13 protein-coding genes are annotated in these 19,433 nt (G+C 37.8%); 4 read left to right on the top strand and 9 right to left on the bottom strand.

Going from position 1 to position 19,433, the window contains the following annotated elements; all coding sequences use genetic code 11:
- Positions 1–53: 53 nt before the first annotated feature.
- A complete protein-coding gene (locus IE155_RS17200; RefSeq protein WP_189379489.1) occupies positions 54–2,474 on the bottom strand; it encodes a c-type cytochrome in 2,421 nt (806 codons plus the stop codon).
- 567 nt (positions 2,475–3,041) lie between these two features.
- On the opposite strand from IE155_RS17200, the gene IE155_RS18090 reads away from it, so the two are divergent.
- Positions 3,042–3,173: a hypothetical protein gene (locus IE155_RS18090; protein WP_268245260.1), complete on the top strand. Its 132-nt coding sequence runs from the start codon at positions 3,042–3,044 to the stop codon at positions 3,171–3,173.
- A gap of 39 nt (positions 3,174–3,212) precedes the next feature.
- Here IE155_RS18090 and IE155_RS17195 read toward each other — a convergent pair whose 3' ends face one another.
- Positions 3,213–3,554: a hypothetical protein gene (locus tag IE155_RS17195; protein WP_189379488.1), complete on the bottom strand. Its 342-nt coding sequence runs from the start codon at positions 3,552–3,554 to the stop codon at positions 3,213–3,215.
- Positions 3,555–3,744: 190 nt separating this feature from the next.
- Between IE155_RS17195 and IE155_RS17190 the strand changes: the two genes are divergently transcribed.
- Both IE155_RS17190 and IE155_RS17185 read left to right on the top strand, forming a co-directional pair.
- Positions 3,745–5,094, top strand: coding sequence for a DEAD/DEAH box helicase (locus IE155_RS17190; protein WP_189379487.1), 1,350 nt, complete (start codon positions 3,745–3,747; stop codon positions 5,092–5,094).
- A gap of 267 nt (positions 5,095–5,361) precedes the next feature.
- Positions 5,362–5,637: a hypothetical protein gene (locus tag IE155_RS17185; protein ID WP_189379486.1), complete on the top strand. Its 276-nt coding sequence runs from the start codon at positions 5,362–5,364 to the stop codon at positions 5,635–5,637.
- A 40-nt stretch (positions 5,638–5,677) separates the two neighbouring features.
- Here the strand turns inward: IE155_RS17185 and IE155_RS17180 are convergent, their stop codons facing one another.
- From IE155_RS17180 to IE155_RS17150, 7 genes are all read right to left on the bottom strand, one after another.
- Positions 5,678–6,538, bottom strand: coding sequence for a 23S rRNA (adenine(2030)-N(6))-methyltransferase RlmJ (locus IE155_RS17180; RefSeq protein ID WP_189379485.1), 861 nt, complete (start codon positions 6,536–6,538; stop codon positions 5,678–5,680).
- A gap of 90 nt (positions 6,539–6,628) precedes the next feature.
- Positions 6,629–8,224 carry an ABC-F family ATPase gene (locus IE155_RS17175; RefSeq protein WP_189379484.1) on the bottom strand — a complete coding sequence of 532 codons (1,596 nt, stop codon included), beginning with the start codon at positions 8,222–8,224 and terminating at the stop codon, positions 6,629–6,631.
- Positions 8,225–8,559: 335 nt separating this feature from the next.
- Positions 8,560–9,909 (bottom strand): ATP-binding protein, encoded by a 1,350-nt coding sequence (locus IE155_RS17170; protein WP_189379483.1) that lies wholly within the window; start codon positions 9,907–9,909, stop codon positions 8,560–8,562.
- Positions 9,899–10,591, bottom strand: coding sequence for a response regulator transcription factor (locus IE155_RS17165; protein ID WP_189379482.1), 693 nt, complete (start codon positions 10,589–10,591; stop codon positions 9,899–9,901). Before IE155_RS17165 ends, IE155_RS17170 begins: the two co-directional genes overlap by 11 nt.
- On the bottom strand, positions 10,591–11,124 hold the full coding sequence (locus tag IE155_RS17160; RefSeq protein ID WP_189379481.1) for a hypothetical protein: 534 nt from the start codon (positions 11,122–11,124) through the stop codon (positions 10,591–10,593). The genes IE155_RS17165 and IE155_RS17160 overlap by 1 nt, the downstream gene beginning before the upstream one ends.
- 70 nt (positions 11,125–11,194) lie before the next feature.
- Positions 11,195–12,511, bottom strand: a complete 1,317-nt coding sequence (locus tag IE155_RS17155) for a DUF5666 domain-containing protein (protein ID WP_189379480.1) — start codon at positions 12,509–12,511, stop codon at positions 11,195–11,197.
- Positions 12,512–12,722: 211 nt separating this feature from the next.
- Positions 12,723–14,927: a YgiQ family radical SAM protein gene (locus IE155_RS17150; protein ID WP_229817433.1), complete on the bottom strand. Its 2,205-nt coding sequence runs from the start codon at positions 14,925–14,927 to the stop codon at positions 12,723–12,725.
- Positions 14,928–15,480: 553 nt separating this feature from the next.
- Here IE155_RS17150 and putA point away from each other — a divergent pair.
- On the top strand, positions 15,481–19,305 hold the full coding sequence (putA, locus tag IE155_RS17145) for a bifunctional proline dehydrogenase/L-glutamate gamma-semialdehyde dehydrogenase PutA (RefSeq protein ID WP_189379479.1): 3,825 nt from the start codon (positions 15,481–15,483) through the stop codon (positions 19,303–19,305).
- Positions 19,306–19,433: the final 128 nt, after the last annotated feature.

Raw genomic sequence — 19,433 nt, 5'->3', positions numbered from 1 at the left:
ATGTTAAAAAATCCTCCAAGGCCATCCTCCTCGCGAGAGGAGGCGGCTAATAGTTATCTGAGTTCCTGAACCCGTTTAAAGGCATTTTTAATCGTTGGCTTGGAGTTAGTCGGTTGTTGTTTTTCTTGTCGCCACAGTTTTAATAGGTTGTTTTCAAATTGTTTTCGAATGGGGCTCTGACAAGTATGTTTTTGCATGAGTTGGTTTACGCCTAAGAAAATATCGCCCACTTCTCTGGTGAAATGATTGTTCTCTAAGTGTTGACTGATCATGCTGATACCACCTTGTTGGTTGCATATTGCGTTACAGGCTTGTTCGAATGCGAGGGGAACTTGATAAACATCTTTTACGGTCGACGGATCAACGCGCTGTTGTTCGGTGCCATAACCGTCGATTATGCGATAGCCTGGAAAGTGTTTTGTAAATGTTTTTTGAAACTTACCCTCTGTAAAGCAATCGTCTTTTTCCTGACTATATTTCAACATGTAAAAGCCGATCACTTCTTCTAATAATGTCAGTTCCCTGCGACTGGTTAGCGTTCTCATTATTGTACTTAAGCCGAGTGACCGATTATCGCGGGTGAAAGCCATTAATGCACTTCGGCCTTCATATAGTTGCTTTTGGTAATCTGCACGATAGATAGCGTCGAGATAGGTGGCGCCTGGTAGCTCACAAAGTGGGCATCGTTCTCGCATTTCTTGCGCTTTGTTTTCAGCTATTTGCAGTTTATCGGCTTGGGTACCGCTGCCTAGGCAAAGAAATACAAAATCGTGGTCCTCTTTAACCACTTTGCCGTTTTCGAGTTCAATACCCACTCTACTCCAGCCATTTGTCCCAAGTAGTTTTTGGCTGGGTAAATCAAAAAAATTCTCCCCTTGGATCTTTACCCCAATGGCGGCTCGACCAGAGTTGAGTGCGCGCATAACGGTTATTTCTTCTTCAGTGAAAGGGGTGAAAGAAGGATGGTTGGGATTGGTAAATTTACCTAACAAACTAGAGCCGGGCTGTAGATCGCCACATTGGTTTTTTAGGTTTTTTATCCAAACCTCTCCCAATGTCATGGTGTATAAGCCATACCGTTTAAGGAATGCCTCTTTTTGTTCTGTACTCACCTTTTTTATGTCTTCGCTGGTGTCGCTTGGTTGAATGGTGCTCGCTAGCATTTTGGCAATAAATTGCAGAATTTCCTCATCACTACAATTTGTACAGTCGCCCATCGGCGGCATGTGCCCCTTGCCTTGTTTAACGCTTTTAACCAGTTGATCGATGCCTGAGGATAAAGGGGCTTTCCAATTCTCAACATTACCGATTTGTGGTGCATTTTTAATCCCCGTTTCGTGACAACTTATACAGATCTGATATTTGTCGTTTTGCTTAAGTCCATTCGTTGAGGGGAGCGGATTGGTTGCGGTTGTTTGTTGAGCCGTTTCTTGAGTACTGCTAGTTTGTTCAGCGATTGTGTGTTTATCGCTTGCTTTAAGTGCTTCAGCCTTTGCAGGCCAGAGTTTTTTACCTAATTCAGTGAGGATGATTTCCATATCACTGGCTTGATCGTTGTCACCTGTATATTCTTGCGCTCTTTGTTTTTCTAGCCACTGGTCTAGGATGTCTAGAGCCAAAGCGCCAGACGCAGCATCAAAGCGGCTAAAACCAGCTAAGGCAATAGAACTAGGATCTTTAAAAGCTGTCGCCATACTGGGAAAAAGACGTGAACGACGGAGTTTCTCGTTGCGCGTACATGCTTTAGAAATTTGTAAAGCATAGCGACCGATGTCTTGCGCTTCTAAGGCTAAAAATGGCGCACCAAAATGTGTAGAAAAGACTTTATCTCTAAACAAGTTGGCGATTTCAGCAGGGCCGTTGTATTGCTGATGTGTAGACCCTTGTGTTGGCACTTCATCTGCCCATGCCAATATATTTTTGGGGCATTGCTGTTGTGACGCTGGTGTGTGGGGTGTGTCTGTGTTTCTTTGTTGCGTCATTGCTGAAACCCTTGCTTGGTTTAGCTCGGTTCGCAGGGCAACACTTTTTTGTCTTAGATTGTTTAAGTTCGCTATTTCTCCTGCATAAATCGCTTGTGCGTATTGCTCTATCAGTGTGTTAGCTCGGTTTAACAGACTAACAACTTGCTGCTCCGGCAAGGTATTGGTTGAGAGCAATTGGTTTTTAAATTGACTTATGTCTGCTGTATATGAGGCGGCATGTTGTATTTTTGCCAGCAAATGTATTTTTTGAAGCTGATTAGGAGTTTTGGTTAATAGCCAAGGCTGCTCTCGGGCGGGGAAGAAGGCCATGATGTTGCCGTCAGCAGATAAAACTGCTGTTTGTGGTGCCGGCGAGCCATATAAGCCTTTAGCTTGAAAAGATAAGATAAAAAATTGAGTTTGAGGATAATATTTACCCGCAATATCGTATTGCTCAACTATCGCCGTACGACCCGAGCGGATACGCTGTACTGGTCGGCTAGTCTCCATCTTACCTTGTATTGCAACAGAGGACTGTTTCAGATCTTTAAATGGGCCAAGGTTCAAGGGCTGTGTTGTCGAATCGCTGGACGCTGCGGGACTTAGGTTAAGTGAAATATGGCGCAATTCTCCCCGAAAGTTAGATCGATCATATCCGGTCCAAGTTCCAAAGCTTGTCATCTCTTTAGCGTACAAGTTGCCATTGTATATGGTTGGGATGACTAAAATAAATATTCGCAATAATAGATGAGTACAAGATTTAAGTGATTGGATTTTAGAGTTGAAAGTTGTTAGTTTTTGCAGGCCATTCACTAGCATAATTCATTCCATTTCTAAGTTAAGTTTAGGCGATTAAGAGCTTTCTGCTTTAACGAAGTTTTTGTGTTACCAGAAGATAGCTCCTGCTTTCTAGAAGCAGTAAGTACAATCCACCCTTCTAAAATATATGAACGCTGAGTGTTGATCAAGCGATAGTTTGTTCTATGCTCGCTAGCCTAGATTTGTTGCAAAATTATTACAACGTACACACGTAATTTGTTGAATATTAACACTATTATAAATGAAGATGGCCACATAATGCTTATAATGGCCCGCCGTATAGAAAGGTACTTTGAAGTGAGTGAACAAATACCATGTGCAGACGAGGCTGAGGAGTTTTATCAAGCGCATAATGGACGCATGCAATTATCAATTGCTGGAGAGGTTTAGAGATCGCAAAATTGAAACGGCCTCTATGAATCACACAAATTAATTAATCAATATATCTACTTGATGTTTGTTATTTTGCTTTGAAACGATAATTCGAATATTACTATCACTTTCTGAAAACCTTAGGGTGAGTAATTCTTTCTTACGTTCTTGGCTTACAATTTCACCATACTTTTCTTCATAAAATGCGATGATTTCTTGCTCGTTGTGTGAAGTAAAATAATTGGCAACTAGTGGCTTTTCATCATCATATTGTGCGAATACCTTGGCATCATCCAGTAATTCTACTTTTATAGGTTCTTGTGCATAAGCTTTAAAAACAAACACTGAAATGGTTATAAGGGCAATTACAGTGCTTTTAATTATAGTCGTCTTTAACATAATAATTTTTCGCCGTTTCCTTTTGGGTATGAATGATTCTAACGATTAATCTTATGTTTCGCTACATCAGGGGGTAACGTTTTTCACTTTATTTATCGATCAGGTAAATAGTTTGACCAATTAATTTTCTAAGCGGTTATAATATGCGTGTTAATTTTAAAATTTATGATTACTCAATGTGGAGAACGCTTTGCAGTTTAGCGATTTTGGTTTAGATAAACGTTTATTATCAACCGTAGAACATTTAGGGTTTCAAACCCCTACCGATATACAACATCAAGCTATTCCTGTTGCTATGACAGGGCAAGACTTAATCGCGTCTTCTAAAACGGGATCTGGCAAAACACTCGCTTTTATTTTACCTGCTATGCAAAGGTTAATTAAAAATAGAGCCTTGACCAAACGAGATCCCCGTGTAGTTATTTTAACGCCTACAAGAGAGCTTGCTAAACAAGTGTTCCTCCAATTACGTTTGTTTACTACCGGTACTCAGTTTAAACCTGTATTAATTTTAGGGGGCGAGAACTTTAATGATCAGGTAAAAACCTTAGAGAAAGATCCTCATTTTATTGTTGCAACACCAGGGCGCTTGGCTGACCATTTAAAACAAGGTCACTTTTATTTACATGGCCTTGAGTTATTAATACTTGATGAAGCAGACCGCATGTTAGATTTAGGTTTTGCGAAAGAGTTGAGTTTAATAAACAAAGCCGCTGATCATCGCAAGCGACAAACCCTATTATTTTCAGCAACGTTAGATCATGCGCAAGTGAATGATTTTGCTTTGCAGCTATTAACTAAACCAAAGCGTATTGCTATTGGTGCTGCCCATACTGAGCATAAAGATATTACTAAGCGTTTTTATTTTGCTGATGACCTGACGCATAAAGAAAAATTACTTCATCATTTTTTATCACATGAAAATTATCAACAGTTAATTATTTTTACTGCCACGCGCTCTGATACTGAACGTTTATCCAATGAATTAGCACAGCAGGGCTTAAGTACCGTTGCGTTAAGTGGAGACTTAAACCAAAGTCAGCGTAACCAAATAATGGATGGCTTTAGTAAAGGTCAGCAGAAGATATTGATCACGACAGATCTTGCATCAAGAGGCTTAGATTTAGTGAATGTCTCTCATGTGATTAATTTTGACTTGCCCAAACATTGTGAGGAATTTGTGCATCGTATTGGTCGAACAGGGCGCGCAGGTAATAAAGGTGATGCAATCTCTTTAGTGGGACCTAAAGATTGGAACAGTTTTAAGAGTATTGAAAGCTTTTTACAAATGAACTTTGATTTTAGTAGCGTTGATGGGCTAAAGGCTACATTCTCTGGAGTTAAAGACAAACAAAATAAATCAAATAAAGCCAAAGCAAAATCAAACAAAAATGTGAAGGCTAAAGCTAAGCCTCAAGCTAAAAGAAAAACGCGTAAAGTGGTATTCACGCAAGACGCTGGCGATTTACCGGTTATACGACGTAAGCAAAAGTTAGATCCTAAAGCTATTGATAACGATACGGTTGAAGAAACTGAGTAGTAGACTAAGTTGTACTTTTCTTATTTGGTATATTCTCAAAATTTTTAGATAAATATAGTGTTAAGGCATTAATAGATGAAATTTTAGATGAAATAGAGGTTAATAAAGCTGAGTAACTAAGTATATTAAAAAAATTATTAATAATCAGTGGAATATGGAATTTTAGCCATTTAAATTGGATTAACTGGTTATTATTAATCAAAAATTGGATATTAGTGCTATATTTTAGTTAGTAGCAATCTGATTAATGGATTAGGAGAAGCAAGGATGTTTAAGATAATAGAAAAAGACTGGTACAAACGCCGGAGCCCATCAGGCGAAGATATTTCCCCCGTTCACGTCGCCATTCCCGATTATCAAGAGATTCATAATCATATTTGTAATATGGTCGTTAGTTATAGTGATGGTTCAACTAAAGCACTTATTGCTAGAGTGTTATTTAATGAATTTAATAACCAGTGGATAGTTGATGGCATGGAGGTTGTTGTAAAGGTTTTCAAAGAAGCACAGGAAAACTATCAATCGGATGAACAAACGGGGTAACGTTATTCATCTAATTATTTTTTATTACTCGCTAAGGCGGTTATTCATCAACAAGTTGCATTAAATTAAAGCTTGAGTCAGCATTGCCTAGCTTACTTTTCAGAAATGGCATTATCTCCGTTAATTGCGTATGTAATTGCCATGGTGGATTAATAACAAATAAGCCTGTACCTGTCATTCCAAATTCATCGGTATCAGGAGTTAAACATAACTCTACTTGAAGAATGTTTTTCACATCACTTTCGATAAACGCTTGCTGCATTTGGTTAACTAATTCTCGTTTTACCACGGGATACCATAAAATATACGTGCCGGTAGCAAACTTTCGGTATGCTTTGATAAGTGTTTTAACCGCTTTACTATAATCTTCTTTAAGTTCGTAAGGCGGATCCATTAATACGACTGCACGTCTGCTTGGAGGTGGTAATAACCCGAGTAAACCTTGATAGCCATCTACTTGCTTTATATGTGATTTATTCCAACGTTGGCAGTATTGTGTTAAGTGTTGAATATCTGTTGGGTGTAGCTCAAACATGTGAGCACTATCTTGTCTACGAGTGAACTCTCGAGCAATGCCTGGAGAGCCTGGGTATAACGAAAGCTTATTTTTATTTTCATCAGTAGGCATTGATGCATTTATTGAAGCAATAATATCAAGGTACGGGGCAAGCGCTTCAGGCGTGTTATTATTATCAAGCAACTTAGCTATTCCACCTTTATACTCACCTGTTTTTTGTGCATATTCATCTGCAAGTTGATACATGCCAGCACCAGAATGAGTATCTATGTAAGTAAAGCCTTTATCTTTTCTTGTGATATATTCAAGTATAAGTGTTAATACACTATGCTTTAAAACATCGGCGAAGTTTCCAGCGTGAAAAGCATGACGATAACTTAACATGAAATATCTACCTTAAATTTAATAATAATAGCGTTTGGTATTAATTAAATATGCAAACGCTATTTTGAACGGGCTTAGAAATTGATTAGGTTACTTAGCTTGAGATGCTAGATACTCATCGTAGTTACCAGCAAAGTCTTGATAACCATTTTTTTCTAATTCGATAATGCGGGTTGCTAAACTAGACACAAATTCACGATCATGACTGACAAAAATAATGGTACCTTCAAATTGCTCCATCGCCATATTTAATGATTCAATTGATTCCATATCCATGTGGTTTGTTGGTTCATCCATTACTAGAATATTAGGGCGTTGCATCATTATTTTACCAAATAGCATACGACCTTGTTCACCACCTGAAAGCACCTTAACTGATTTTTTAATATCGTCAGCTGAAAATAATAAACGGCCTAAATAGCCACGAATGGTTTGTTCATCATCGGTTGGTTGGCGCCACTGGCTCATCCATTCAAATAATGTCATGTCATTTTCAAATTCATGTGCATGATCTTGCGCGTAGTAACCAATATTCACATTTTCAGACCATGTAAATTCACCTGAGGTTGGTTGGTACTCTGCTTCATTCATTAACATACGTAAAAAGGTTGTTTTACCAATACCATTTTCACCAATAACAGCAACACGTTCACCCACTTCAACCATTAATGACATATCTTTAAGTACATGATTATCATCAAAGCTTTTATTAATATTGTCTAATACTAGCGCGTTGCGAAATAGCTTTTTCTCTTGTTCAAAACGAATAAAAGGATTAACACGACTTGAAGCTTTAACTTCTGCTAATTGAATTTTATCAATTTGCTTGGCGCGTGAGGTTGCTTGCTTAGCTTTTGATGCATTAGCCGAGAAACGCGCAACAAAGGCTTGTAATTCACCTATTTGTGCTTTTTTCTTGGCGTTATCTGCAAGTAGTTGTGCTCTTGCTTGCGTAGATGCCAGCATATACTCATCGTAATTACCTGGGAATACACGTAATTCGCCGTAATCTAAATCGGCCATATGTGTGCAAACACTATTTAAAAAATGGCGATCATGCGAAATAATGATCATAGTGGAATCACGTTCGTTTAATATTTCTTCTAGCCATTGAATCGTATGAATATCTAAGTTGTTGGTTGGCTCGTCTAGTAATAAAATATCTGGATCTGAAAATAGCGCTTGTGCAAGTAATACACGTAGTTTCCAACCTGGGGCTACATCACTCATTAATCCAAAGTGTTGTTCAACAGGAATGCCGACACCCATTAATAATTCACCCGCGCGACTTTCGGCGGTATAACCGTCCATTTCTGCATATTCAGATTCTAAATCGCCCGCGCGCATTCCATCTTCTTCTGTCATTTCAGGTAATGCATAAATACGATCACGTTCTTCTTTAACCGCCCATAATTCGGTATGACCCATAATTACGGTATCAACCACTGAATATTCTTCAAAAGCGAATTGGTCTTGACGTAATTTACCAATGCGTTCGTTAGGATCTAAACTAACATTGCCGCTTGTTTGTTCTAAGTCACCACCTAGAATTTTCATGAAAGTAGATTTGCCGCAACCATTTGCGCCAATAAGACCGTAGCGATTACCACCACCAAATTTTTGAGAGATATTTTCAAACAATGGTTTTGCACCAAATTGTTGAGTGATGTTGTTAGCACTTAGCATGAATAAAGCCTACCTATGAAACTGACCTAGAAATAATGCGCGCGATTATACCTGAATATGTATGACTTTAATAACAAATAGATAAATGATTGGTATATTCCTCTGTGTGTTGCATTTAGCCCTATAACCTATTAATTGCGAGTAAGCCTCAATTTGTTAAATGCTTAGTGTTGAAATAGATTACTTGTAGGAGCGTGATAATGGAAATCAGTAAGCTAATTGTCAATAATCGGTCGGAAGAAGCCTTAAAAAGAAGATATATTCGATAGCTTGCTAAGCCTAAAAACTTCATTGAAATTTAGAAGCTAAATGTTAAATCATTTTGATGTAATACTTCAAACTCGATGAGAGTGTTCATTTATAGAAATAGTACTAATAAAGCCATATTCGTCACTGGTTAGTGTCAGTATAAATTGATGGCGATCACATATTGCTTTTACAATTGCTAAGCCTAAACCAAACCCTTCTTTTTGTCTTGCTGGGTCGCCTCTATAAAAACGTTTCGTTAGTTGTGATAATTGGGCAGGTGCTACACCTTTGCCGTTATCTCGAATATTTATAGAATGGCCAGTAAGTTCTATTTGTATAGTTGCTCCGTTGCCAGCATATTTTATTGCGTTCTCGATTAGGTTAAACAAAGCCTGAAAAAGTAGGTTTTTGTCGCTTTGAAGGGTAAAATCGTTTTGGTTGATTACTTTTATTTGCTGATTATTTTGTTGTGCACTTGGTTCTAATATGTCTATTAAGTCATTAACCAGTGTTTGGCAATTAATTAGCTCTAGCGTTAAGGGAAATTGCCCGTGCTCTAGGCGAGTTAATTTAAGCATGGCATCAAAAGTATGCAATACGGTATCAAGTTGTTCTATTTCAAGACCAAGCTCTGGTTGTTGTTCTGCCTGGTGCTCTAATTTTAAACGCAATCGAGTGAGGGGCGTTTTTAGATCATGCGCTATGTTATCGGTAATACCTTGTACTAAGGCAAAGTTTTCTTCGACGGTGTCGAGCATGGTATTAATATTTTTGGCCAGTTTTACAAATTCATCACCTTGTTTTTTGTGAGCTATACGGGCCGATAAATCACCTTTTTGAACTTGTTCTACAACGTTATTAAAGTAATTAACGCGTCTTAAATGCCTGCGAGCAAAAATATAGCCGAATACACAGGTAAGTAACAAACTGACCAAACAAGCCCAAGTAGCAATCGTTTTAAATTCAGAAATTAAATGACTTAAATACTCGGTAGCTGTAGCAATCACAATATCGCCATGTTGGGTGTTTACAATACCTGTGGTAAGTAATCTTATTTGTTTGCGTTGAGTGTCGAGCACAGGGAATTCAAGGGTATTTGGTAGCTTTGGAATGTCATTAGGTAAAAAGCTTAATTGTTGAAATTGCTCATCCTCACTTTGCCAAAATATTAAAATATCTCCTTCGTCTCGAAATACTGCTAATTGTTGAAAAAAAGACGTTTTATCAAATTTATTAGCAAGCCCTTCAATGCGTATTTGCTCAGCGTTTAATCGCCTTTCTACTTGGCGTGTTTGCTCACCTAGTAGAAGTTGATATATAAAGACAACGCATAAAACTAAGACAACTGATGTAATAGTGGCAAACGCGAGTGTAAGCCGCCAAACAGAACTAAAACGCGGGTTGAATTGTTGCCAAAGGTGAGCGTTAACAGTCATTATTTTTCGCAACTTGTAAGCGATAGCCAACGCCACGTATTGTTTCTATTTGTATTTTCGCACCAATCTGCGATAGCTTTTTACGTAACCTTGCTATATGCACATCGATGACGTTTGTGCCGGGGTCGAAATTATAATCCCATACCGACTCAAACAATAAGGTGCGGGTGACGAGTTTGTTTTTATGCTCGAGTAAAAAGTGCAAAAGTTTAAATTCTTTCGGTTGTAAGTTAAGTGCTTTTCCTGCTACATCGGCTTTATAAAGGCGAAAATCAAGATTTACGTTTGCTAAATTTAATGCGGTTTGTGCTGGTTGATTATGAAAAGGGCGCTTAATTATGTTCTCTACACGAATGGCTAGTTCTGAAAATGCAAAAGGTTTTATGAGGTAATCATCGCCACCAGCTTTTAGCCCAGCTACTCGGTCGTCTACTTTGTCTAATGCTGATAGTATTAGCACTGGTGTTGTTTTACCTGTTGCTCTAAGCGCGGCCAGAACCTGTAAACCATCTAATTTTGGTAACATTCTGTCTAGTACAATTACGTCATGTTCTTCACATGTGGCAATTAATAATGCTTGTTGGCCGTCTATTGCTGTGTCTACTGTGTAGCCAAGTTCCTTAAAGGCTTTGTATAAAAACTCGCGGTTTTGTTTATCGTCCTCAACCAAAAGTAATTTCATTAATTACCCCAACGAAGTAGTGGTAAGTTTTTACCTGTGGCAAGGTCAATAGCTTTTTTATGTCGCCCTTTTATCGATACAAATGTGGCAACCATATAAGTTACGCCCATATCTTGCTCAAGTTGAGCTTCAATTAAGTATTGAGTTTGTGATGAGTCTATCGACTGGACAAGCTGATACATACGGTAATTTTTTTTACGCATTAATTTAGCAGCTGCTACTTCGTCGTCTTCATCAAGTTCTGGTGGGGCATATTCAAGCTCAACTAGTTTACCTTGAACATCAATTAGTAGTTCAATAAACCGATTATACTTTTGCTCAAAAAGTGTCACCTCGTAGTTGGTTTGTCCTTTTTCGAACTCAAGCTCAAACTCTACAATAACCGCTGTATTTAGGTACTCGGTTTCTATCTTTTTTAAAATAGTTTGTGGTGATGGCTTATTTTCGTTATTGAGTTTATCAAAGATAGCAGAACTACTTGCATAGCATAAGCTATTGTAAAAAAATAAGGCGATTAGAAAGATATATTTCATGTAAGTATGCTCTTTTTTTTAATGTGTTTAGCTTACCAAATAAGAAAGCTAAACACATTTATTTAGTCATTTAGTCATCAATAATGCATGCTCTTATTTGGTTGCTTGCAACCCATTGACATAGTAAGTTTACAGTTTGATTTAAATATGGCGTTAATGAATTATCCTCACTTATGTATCCCCAAAGAGTGGCTTGCTGATTTTGATTTTCAGACACTAACCCTCTTAAGCTAATTTCACTTGTATCATCTTCTAGCTCAACTTCATTTACGGTGTTTTGCTCATTATTATAAGTACCTTCAAGTTCAACCCATTGACCATCTAAGGTATTAATTGATAACCCATCCTCAAATACAGTTTGGCTGTTAAATGTAAACTCAATATCATTTATTGTTGCTATATCTTGTTTGTAACTAATAATACCAGCAACCGAAAACTGGTGACTTGTGGAAGTGGGCTTTGTCTTTGTTGATTCAAACTCTATTTCTTCGGCAAGTAATATATTTTCGTCTTGTAACCAAAGTCCATCAACCTCAATAAATTGTCCAACAACAAGATTAGCAATAGTGCCGTCTTCGAACTGTGTGTGATCATTAATCCTGATTTGCCATTGTGAATTCAGTGTTATTAAGCTCATATTGTTATTAACAAAGGTTATAATACCTTCAAGTTCGGTATCCATATTATTGGTAAAGCTAAAGCTTTGAGCTGCATCTATTTCGATTGCGGTAAATATTGAATTATCATAAAAACCTTCAACTTCAACCGATTGACCATTGTTTAAGCTTCCTTCGATGTAAGCTTGTTGATAGTCAATAATCAAATCACCCAAATTAAATGTTCGTAACTGCTGATTTAAATGACTAATACTGCCTTGTACTTCAAGCTCTGCTTGACTGTTTGTAATAGGGGCTTGATAGGTAACAGTTAAAGAGTGTAACGAATCACTATAGCCACTTATTTCAAATAATTGCCCTTCACTATAGTCGCTGCTATTTACGTTACTTAGCGTTATACCTGCGATATTTACTTGGTTGTTTTTTATATTAATAGGGCCCTTGATTACAGGGTCATAATCTATTTCAGTTGCGTATGTACCATTAGTTTCTATTTCTACAATCATTCCTGATTTTATATTAGCAAGAGTACTTAGTTTACCCTCTATTTCAACTTCTGCTGAATCTGCTGCAATTATATGATCGTTTACCGTTATTGAATTTGATGTTACATCAGTTACTTGCCCAATGATAAGACTTGATAAGTTTTCTGAAACGGTTAGTCCACTGTTATCGTGATTTGACACACTGCTACCGCATGCGCTTAATGCTAGAATAATAGTACTCGATAAAATTAATTTAGCTGCACTTTTCTTTGGTTGGTTGGTCATGGAGAACTCCAAGTTAATTACAATTACTTTTGGGATAAGTATACTTAAGGCTGTATTTCAACAAGGTGGACAGAACATTAACTTTTGTTAATGTTATTAACCAGAGTGTATAGATGGAATAAAAATAAATACTAACGCAAAGTATCTCTGAGTAACTTTTCGATGAGATATAACCAAGCAGTAAACGTACTACTTGGTTATAAAAGAAGGGTTATTTACTTTTACGCTGGCTTTTAGGCTTTCGATCGTTAAATTGATTATCACTAAAGCGTGTTAAGCCTTGCTTACCATTGCCTAACGGCTTTTTACCATAACCACGTTTTTGTCCTGGTGATGTTTTGTTACCGCTGGCATTGTTTTTACCTTTACCATTCTTTTTATAATGTTGTAGGTTCTTTTCGCCGCGCGTTTCATTTGGTACTAAACACTCTGGCCCTGAGCCTATTAATTTACGCGCAAGGCCCATTTTGGTAAATGCTTCACGTAATAATGGCCAGTTTGCAGGATCGTGATAACGTAAAATGGCTTTGTGTAAACGCCGCTGAATTGTACCTTTAGGTACAACAACACTGTCACTTGTTTTTTTCACATTTTTTAAAGAGTTTATTTCCGTATGGTAAAGCGTTGTAGCATTTGCCAAGGGGGAAGGGTAAAAATTTTGAACTTGATCAAGTTTAAAGTCGTTAGCTTTTAACCATAAGGCAAGATTGATCATGTCGTTATCCGTAGTGCCTGGGTGAGCAGAAATAAAATATGGAATTAAATACTGCTTTTTACCGGCAAGTTTAGAGTAATGCTCAAACATTTCTTTAAACTTGTTATAGCTTCCCATACCGGGTTTCATCATGTTATTGAGTGGGCCTTCTTCGGTATGCTCAGGTGCTATTTTCAAGTAGCCGCCTACATGATGGCTTGCTAATTCTTTAACATATTCAGGATCTTGTATGGCTAGGTCATAACGAACACCTGAAGCAATAAGTATTTTTTTAATACCTTTGACTTTTCTGGCGCGTCGATAAAGATTAATTGTAGGTGTGTGATCAGTATCTAAATGTCCACAAATTGTTGGCCACACACATGAAGGCTTACGGCATGTTGCTTCTGCTTTTTCACTTTTACAGTTAAGCTGATACATATTGGCAGTAGGTCCACCTAAATCAGATATTACACCAGTAAAACCGGGAACTTTAGCTTTAATATCTTCAATTTCTTGAATAATTGAATCTTCACTTCGACTTTGAATGATTCTGCCTTCATGTTCAGTAATTGAGCAGAAGGTACAACCGCCAAAACAACCACGCATAATATTTATCGAGGTTTTGATCATATCGTAAGCGGGGATTTTTGCATCACCGTAAGACGGATGCGGTACGCGTTGATAGGGTAAACCAAAAACACCATCCATTTCACTTTCTGATAATGGTTTTGCTGGCGGATTTAACCAAATAATTCTATCGCCATGCTTTTGTGCTAGCGGCTTAGCTGATGTAGGGTTAACTTCTTGATGAAATATACGAGAAGCATGAGCATAAAGTACTTTATTGTCCCTTACTTGCTCAAAAGTCGGTAAATTTATATACGTGGTTAACCAAGGTTTTTTCTTATCTTGCCATGATTTGTTTTGTAGTTTAGCCACGCTAAAGTCAACTATATTAACTGACTGTGGTGCTTTTGTTATATCTGTTGCGTCTGCTTCATTTTCAGCGGCTATTTTTTCATCGCTACAATTGCTAGTTATTTCTTGATATGGGCTTGGAATCGGTTCTATTTTCCCCGGTTTATCAATACTGCGAGAATCAATACCATGCCAACCAGGTAATGCTTGTTTGGTAATAAATGCACTTCCACGTACATCGGTAATATCTTTTACATCATCACCATTGGCAATTCTGTGAGCAATATCTACTAATGGTCTTTCGGCGTTACCATAAACTAATAGATCGGCTTTAGAATCAAATAAAACCGAGCGACGCACTTTGTCTGACCAATAGTCATAATGAGCTATGCGACGTAAACTTGCTTCAATACCGCCAATAATAACAGGCACACCTTTATAGGCTTCTTTACAACGTTGAGTATAAACCGTTACTGCGCGGTCAGGACGCTTTCCACCTTCATCATTGGGTGTATAAGCATCGTCATGTCGCATTCTACGTTCTGCGGTATAACGATTTATCATGGAATCCATATTGCCAGCAGTAACCCCAAAGAATAAATTGGGTTGTCCTAACTTCATAAACGCATCTTTTGAATGCCAATCAGGTTGAGCAATAATACCTACGCGAAAACCTTGAGACTCTAACATGCGTCCAATAATTGCCATACCAAAGCTGGGGTGGTCAACATAGGCATCGCCCGTGACTAAAATAATATCGCAACTATCCCATCCTAATTCGTCCATTTCTTGACGAGACATAGGTAAAAAAGGTGCTGTACCGTAACATTCTGCCCAATACAAAGGGTATGAAAATAGGTTTTTGTCAGCTTCTATAAAAGGTGATGGCTTTGACACGTTAAACTCATTATGGAAATTAAGGCGACGTATAATAACATTATTAGAGACACGGGTATAAGACTAATTTTTAAGTCCGATAAGGGTATAAGACCAAGGCTTTGTATGGTAGCGTTAGCAAAAATTTATAATGTGAAAAATAGTGTATTTATACGAGAAAAGTTGAGTATCTTTTAACAGTGAATATAGACGCGATTTTTAGTCTTTGTTAATACGAGAAAAAACAGGAAGTTAAGGTTATAAAAACGAATAAGTACCGTCGATTTTAGTTCTGTTTAATGGGGTCAAAAAGTTTAATCTGCGGTAAAAGTTAAATTATTCGGTATTTTAAACGGAGAAATAGCAATTAAAGGTAGCATATTTTGTTCGTATTACATTAATATGCACGCTTTAAATTTGATAGTAAATCTAACAAAATAGCGCTGAGTAGCTATCTAGCAATTTTGAGGGCAAGCATATGCTTTTTAATGGTTCGTTAATCTCTGACTGTCCAATTCGTCAGAAAATTCGTGAATTTTATCGTATCGATGAAAATGCAGCGGTAGATTATATTCTACCTGCGGCAGAAGTTAATGTGAGTGCTAGGAGTAGGGCTTGGGAAAGGGCACGTAAAATGGTCCTCAAAATTCGCCAAGATCAAGAAGGTAATGGCGCTATAGATGCTTTATTAAACGAATATTCTCTTTCAAGTGAGGAAGGGGTTGTTTTGATGTGTTTGGCAGAAGCATTATTACGTGTACCCGATAAAAAAACTCAAGATGCGTTAATTCGTGACAAAATTTCGCAAGGTAAATGGAGTTCTCATCTAGGCAGTAGTGAATCATTATTTGTGAATGCTTCTTCGTGGGGATTATTAATTACGGGCTCGATGGTTAATTATGCAGATAAACGCAAACAAGACAGTTTTGGCTTATTGAAAAAAACGGTAGGGCGTTTAGGTGAGCCTGTTATTCGTAAATCGATGAACTTTGCCATGAAAATTATGGGCAAACAATTCGTGATGGGGGAAACCATAGAAGCGGCTACAGAGCGAGCGGCAACGAAAGAACAAAGTGGCTATGTATATTCATACGATATGCTTGGTGAAGGCGCGCGTACCATGCACGACGCCGAGCGATATTTAAAATCGTATCAAGATGCAATTGAGACAATTGGCGCAATCGCATTAGCATCTGGTAAGAATGACCCACGTAGAGTACCGGGGATCTCCGTTAAACTTTCTGCTATTCATCCGCGTTATGAATTTAGCCACAAAGAACGTGTAATGGCTGAAATTGTACCAAAACTTAAAGCGTTATGTTTACAAGCAAAAAGCTATAACATAGGTTTAACGGTAGATGCTGAAGAGTCTGAGCGTTTAGATATTTCCCTTGATATTATCGAAGCGGTATTTAGTGATAATGACTTAGCTGGTTGGAATGGCTTTGGTATTGCATTACAAGCGTATCAAAAACGTGCACTTTTAGTTGTAGAATGGCTACGAGATTTAACTGTACGTGTTAATCGCAAAATGATGGTGCGATTAGTTAAAGGTGCATATTGGGATACTGAAATTAAAAATGCACAAAAAGATGGCCATAAGCATTTTCCTGTTTTTACTCGTAAATCATCTACTGATGTGTCGTACCATGCCTGCGCTAATAAACTTTTAGATTATAGAGATACCATTTATCCGCAATTCGCTACGCATAATGCTTATACTGCGGCGACTATTGTAGAACTTGCTGGCGATGACAAAGAAGGCTTTGAGTTCCAATGCTTACATGGCATGGGAGATTCTTTGTATGATCAAATCGTTTCGGGTGAAAGCATTCAATGTAGAATTTACGCACCTGTTGGACACCATGAAGATTTATTAGCTTATTTAGTACGTCGTTTATTAGAAAATGGCGCTAACTCTTCTTTTGTAAATGCCATTGTAGATGAATCTCAGCCAGTTGAATCTTTACTTGAAGATCCTGTTGAAAAAACTCAACGCTTAAAAGACAGATATAACAACCAAATTATTAAGCCTTACGCTTTGTATCATGATAAAAATGGTAAAGGCCGTGATAATTCTTCAGGTTTGGATTTAACTGATATAGATGAAGTTTCAACATTAAAAACGTCGCTTGATAACTGGTTCTGTAATAATTTACTGAATAAGAATGACGTACCCGATGGGGCTCTAGCGGTTAAAAACCCTGCAAATCATAGTGAAATAATTGGTTTTCATCATTTAAACAGTAAAGATGAAATGCTTGAAATGATTGATATTGCAGAAAATGCCTTTACTACATGGTCACAAACACCCGTAGAAGAGCGTGCACAATTATTATGTCGTATTGCTGATATTCTTGAACGCCACATGAATGAGCTTATCGCCATGTGCATTAAAGAAGCTGGTAAAATTGCACAAGACGGTATTGACGAAGTGCGTGAAGCGGTTGATTTTTGTCGATATTACGCTGAACGTGCGGTTGAACTTGCAGAAGATGAACGCTTAGAGCCGCGTGGTGTTATTTTATGTATTAGTCCATGGAACTTCCCATTAGCAATATTTTTAGGCCAAGTTGCTGCGGCGATTGCAACCGGTAATACGGTATTAGCCAAACCCGCAGAGCAAACTGGCTTAATTGCCTTATATACGATTGAGCTGATGAAATCTGTCGGCTTACCTGAAGGCGTTGTTCAGGCCGTTATTGCTAGAGGTAGCGAAGTAGGTAGTGTAATTATTCCTGATAATCGTGTTCAAACGGTTATGTTTACTGGATCGACTGAAACAGGTACAAGAATTTCTCAAACTTTAGCTGAACGAGGGGGCGATCAAGTGCCTTTGATCGCTGAAACTGGTGGTCAAAACTGCATGGTAGTTGACTCTACTGCCTTACCTGAGCAGGTAGTTGATGATATTATTTCTTCAGGTTTTCAATCGGCAGGCCAGCGTTGTTCAGCACTTCGTGTGTTATTTTTACAAGAAGATATTGCTGACGACATTATCACTATGCTTAAAGGTGCGTTAGCTGAACTTCACATTGGTGACCCATCAAAACTAAGCACTGATATTGGTCCTGTTATTGATCAAAAAGCTCTTGATGCCTTGAATGCGCATAGCGATTATATGAAAGCTAATGGTCAACTACTTTATCAATGCGAAATAGGGGAGGAAGTTGCTGGTAATGAACATTTCTTTTTTGCTCCACGACTATATGAAATTAGCGACATTAGTGTATTAACGAAAGAAGTTTTTGGTCCATGTGTGCATGTTGTACGTTTTAAGGGCGATGAAATTGAAAGTGTAATAGATAAAATTAATAGCACTGGCTTTGGTTTAACTATGGGGATTCATACACGTATTAATCAAAGAGCTTATGATTTAGCTAAGCTTTCTCGTGCAGGTAATGTGTATGTTAACCGTAATATGATTGGTGCTATAGTGGGGGTTCAACCGTTTGGTGGCCGAGGCCTTTCAGGTACGGGCCCTAAAGCCGGTGGACCTAACTATTTAACACGTTTGGTTAAAGAAAAAGCCACACCTGATGCCGAGCAATTTAATGTTCTACCTTCGCAAGCAGAGGCTTTAGAAGGTGATGAAGTTGCTGAAGCTGAAGCCATTTTATTTATGGATCGAGCGAATGCAGCTGAAAAAGACTGGCGTTTAACCGAATTAAACACCCGGGTTTCTTATGTACGTCAATTGCTCGCAAAAATTGCGCATGTTGATATTGTTGAAGATTTAGCAGAGGATTTAAATCGCACATTAACAGCCGCACGAGCGCAATTAATCAGTATTGAAAAACAACTGAAAAAACCAACAATTTTACCAGGGCCAACAGGTGAGTCTAATGTACTTTATCTTGAAAACCGCGGTAATGTTATTTGTTTTGCGGATAAAAATGTAAGTTTTCACTTTTGGACCTTGTCAGTTGTAACCGCGTTAGCTACTGGTAATACCGTTATTTCAGTCGTTTCTGATTTATTTTACGATGAAGCTATTGCGTTTAGAGATAAGTTTTTAGCAACGGGGGCAGATAAAAATATCTTCCAGGTTGCTAAATTGCGCCATTTATCTGCAATGTTAATGCACCCTGCATTGTCAGGTGTGGTGGTTGATAGTCTTTGTGATAGAAAGCACTATATTAGTGAAAAACTCGCTGAGCGTGAAGGTGCAATACTACCAGTGATCACGTCAGAATATTTTGATAATTTAATACAACGTTTATTAACTGAAAAAACCATTAGTATCGATACCACGGCTTCTGGTGGTAATACGTCATTAATGACTTTGGTAGAAGAAGAATAAACTTACTTTTAATGAGTTAACAAAGATAAAAGGGCATCTTAGGATGTCCTTTTTGTTTTACTTGTAACTGTTTGTAAATTGTTACAGCTTTTACTCATTGATTTTTACTTGTTTGTTGCCTATTCAGT

Origin of the sequence: Thalassotalea profundi, assembly GCF_014653195.1 — a bacterium.
GTDB lineage: Bacteria > Pseudomonadota > Gammaproteobacteria > Enterobacterales > Alteromonadaceae > Thalassotalea_B > Thalassotalea_B profundi.
Note: the sequence above shows the minus strand (reverse complement) of the source record. Positions and strands in the feature narration are given on the sequence as shown.

Excerpts from the sequence above, each read along its gene's own strand:
- IE155_RS17155 (WP_189379480.1), bottom strand. The coding sequence starts at position 12,511 with ATGACCAACCAACCAAAGAAAAGTGCAGCTAAATTAATTTTATCGAGT.
- IE155_RS17165 (WP_189379482.1), bottom strand. The coding sequence starts at position 10,591 with ATGAAATTACTTTTGGTTGAGGACGATAAACAAAACCGCGAGTTTTTA.
- IE155_RS17160 (WP_189379481.1), bottom strand. The coding sequence starts at position 11,124 with ATGAAATATATCTTTCTAATCGCCTTATTTTTTTACAATAGCTTATGC.
- IE155_RS17175 (WP_189379484.1), bottom strand. The coding sequence starts at position 8,224 with ATGCTAAGTGCTAACAACATCACTCAACAATTTGGTGCAAAACCATTG.
- IE155_RS18090 (WP_268245260.1), top strand. The coding sequence starts at position 3,042 with ATGCTTATAATGGCCCGCCGTATAGAAAGGTACTTTGAAGTGAGTGAA.
- IE155_RS17185 (WP_189379486.1), top strand. The coding sequence starts at position 5,362 with ATGTTTAAGATAATAGAAAAAGACTGGTACAAACGCCGGAGCCCATCA.
- IE155_RS17150 (WP_229817433.1), bottom strand. The coding sequence starts at position 14,927 with ATGTCTCGTCAAGAAATGGACGAATTAGGATGGGATAGTTGCGATATT.
- putA (WP_189379479.1), top strand. The coding sequence starts at position 15,481 with ATGCTTTTTAATGGTTCGTTAATCTCTGACTGTCCAATTCGTCAGAAA.
- IE155_RS17180 (WP_189379485.1), bottom strand. The coding sequence starts at position 6,538 with ATGTTAAGTTATCGTCATGCTTTTCACGCTGGAAACTTCGCCGATGTT.
- IE155_RS17170 (WP_189379483.1), bottom strand. The coding sequence starts at position 9,909 with ATGACTGTTAACGCTCACCTTTGGCAACAATTCAACCCGCGTTTTAGT.
- IE155_RS17200 (WP_189379489.1), bottom strand. The coding sequence starts at position 2,474 with ATGGAGACTAGCCGACCAGTACAGCGTATCCGCTCGGGTCGTACGGCG.
- IE155_RS17195 (WP_189379488.1), bottom strand. The coding sequence starts at position 3,554 with ATGTTAAAGACGACTATAATTAAAAGCACTGTAATTGCCCTTATAACC.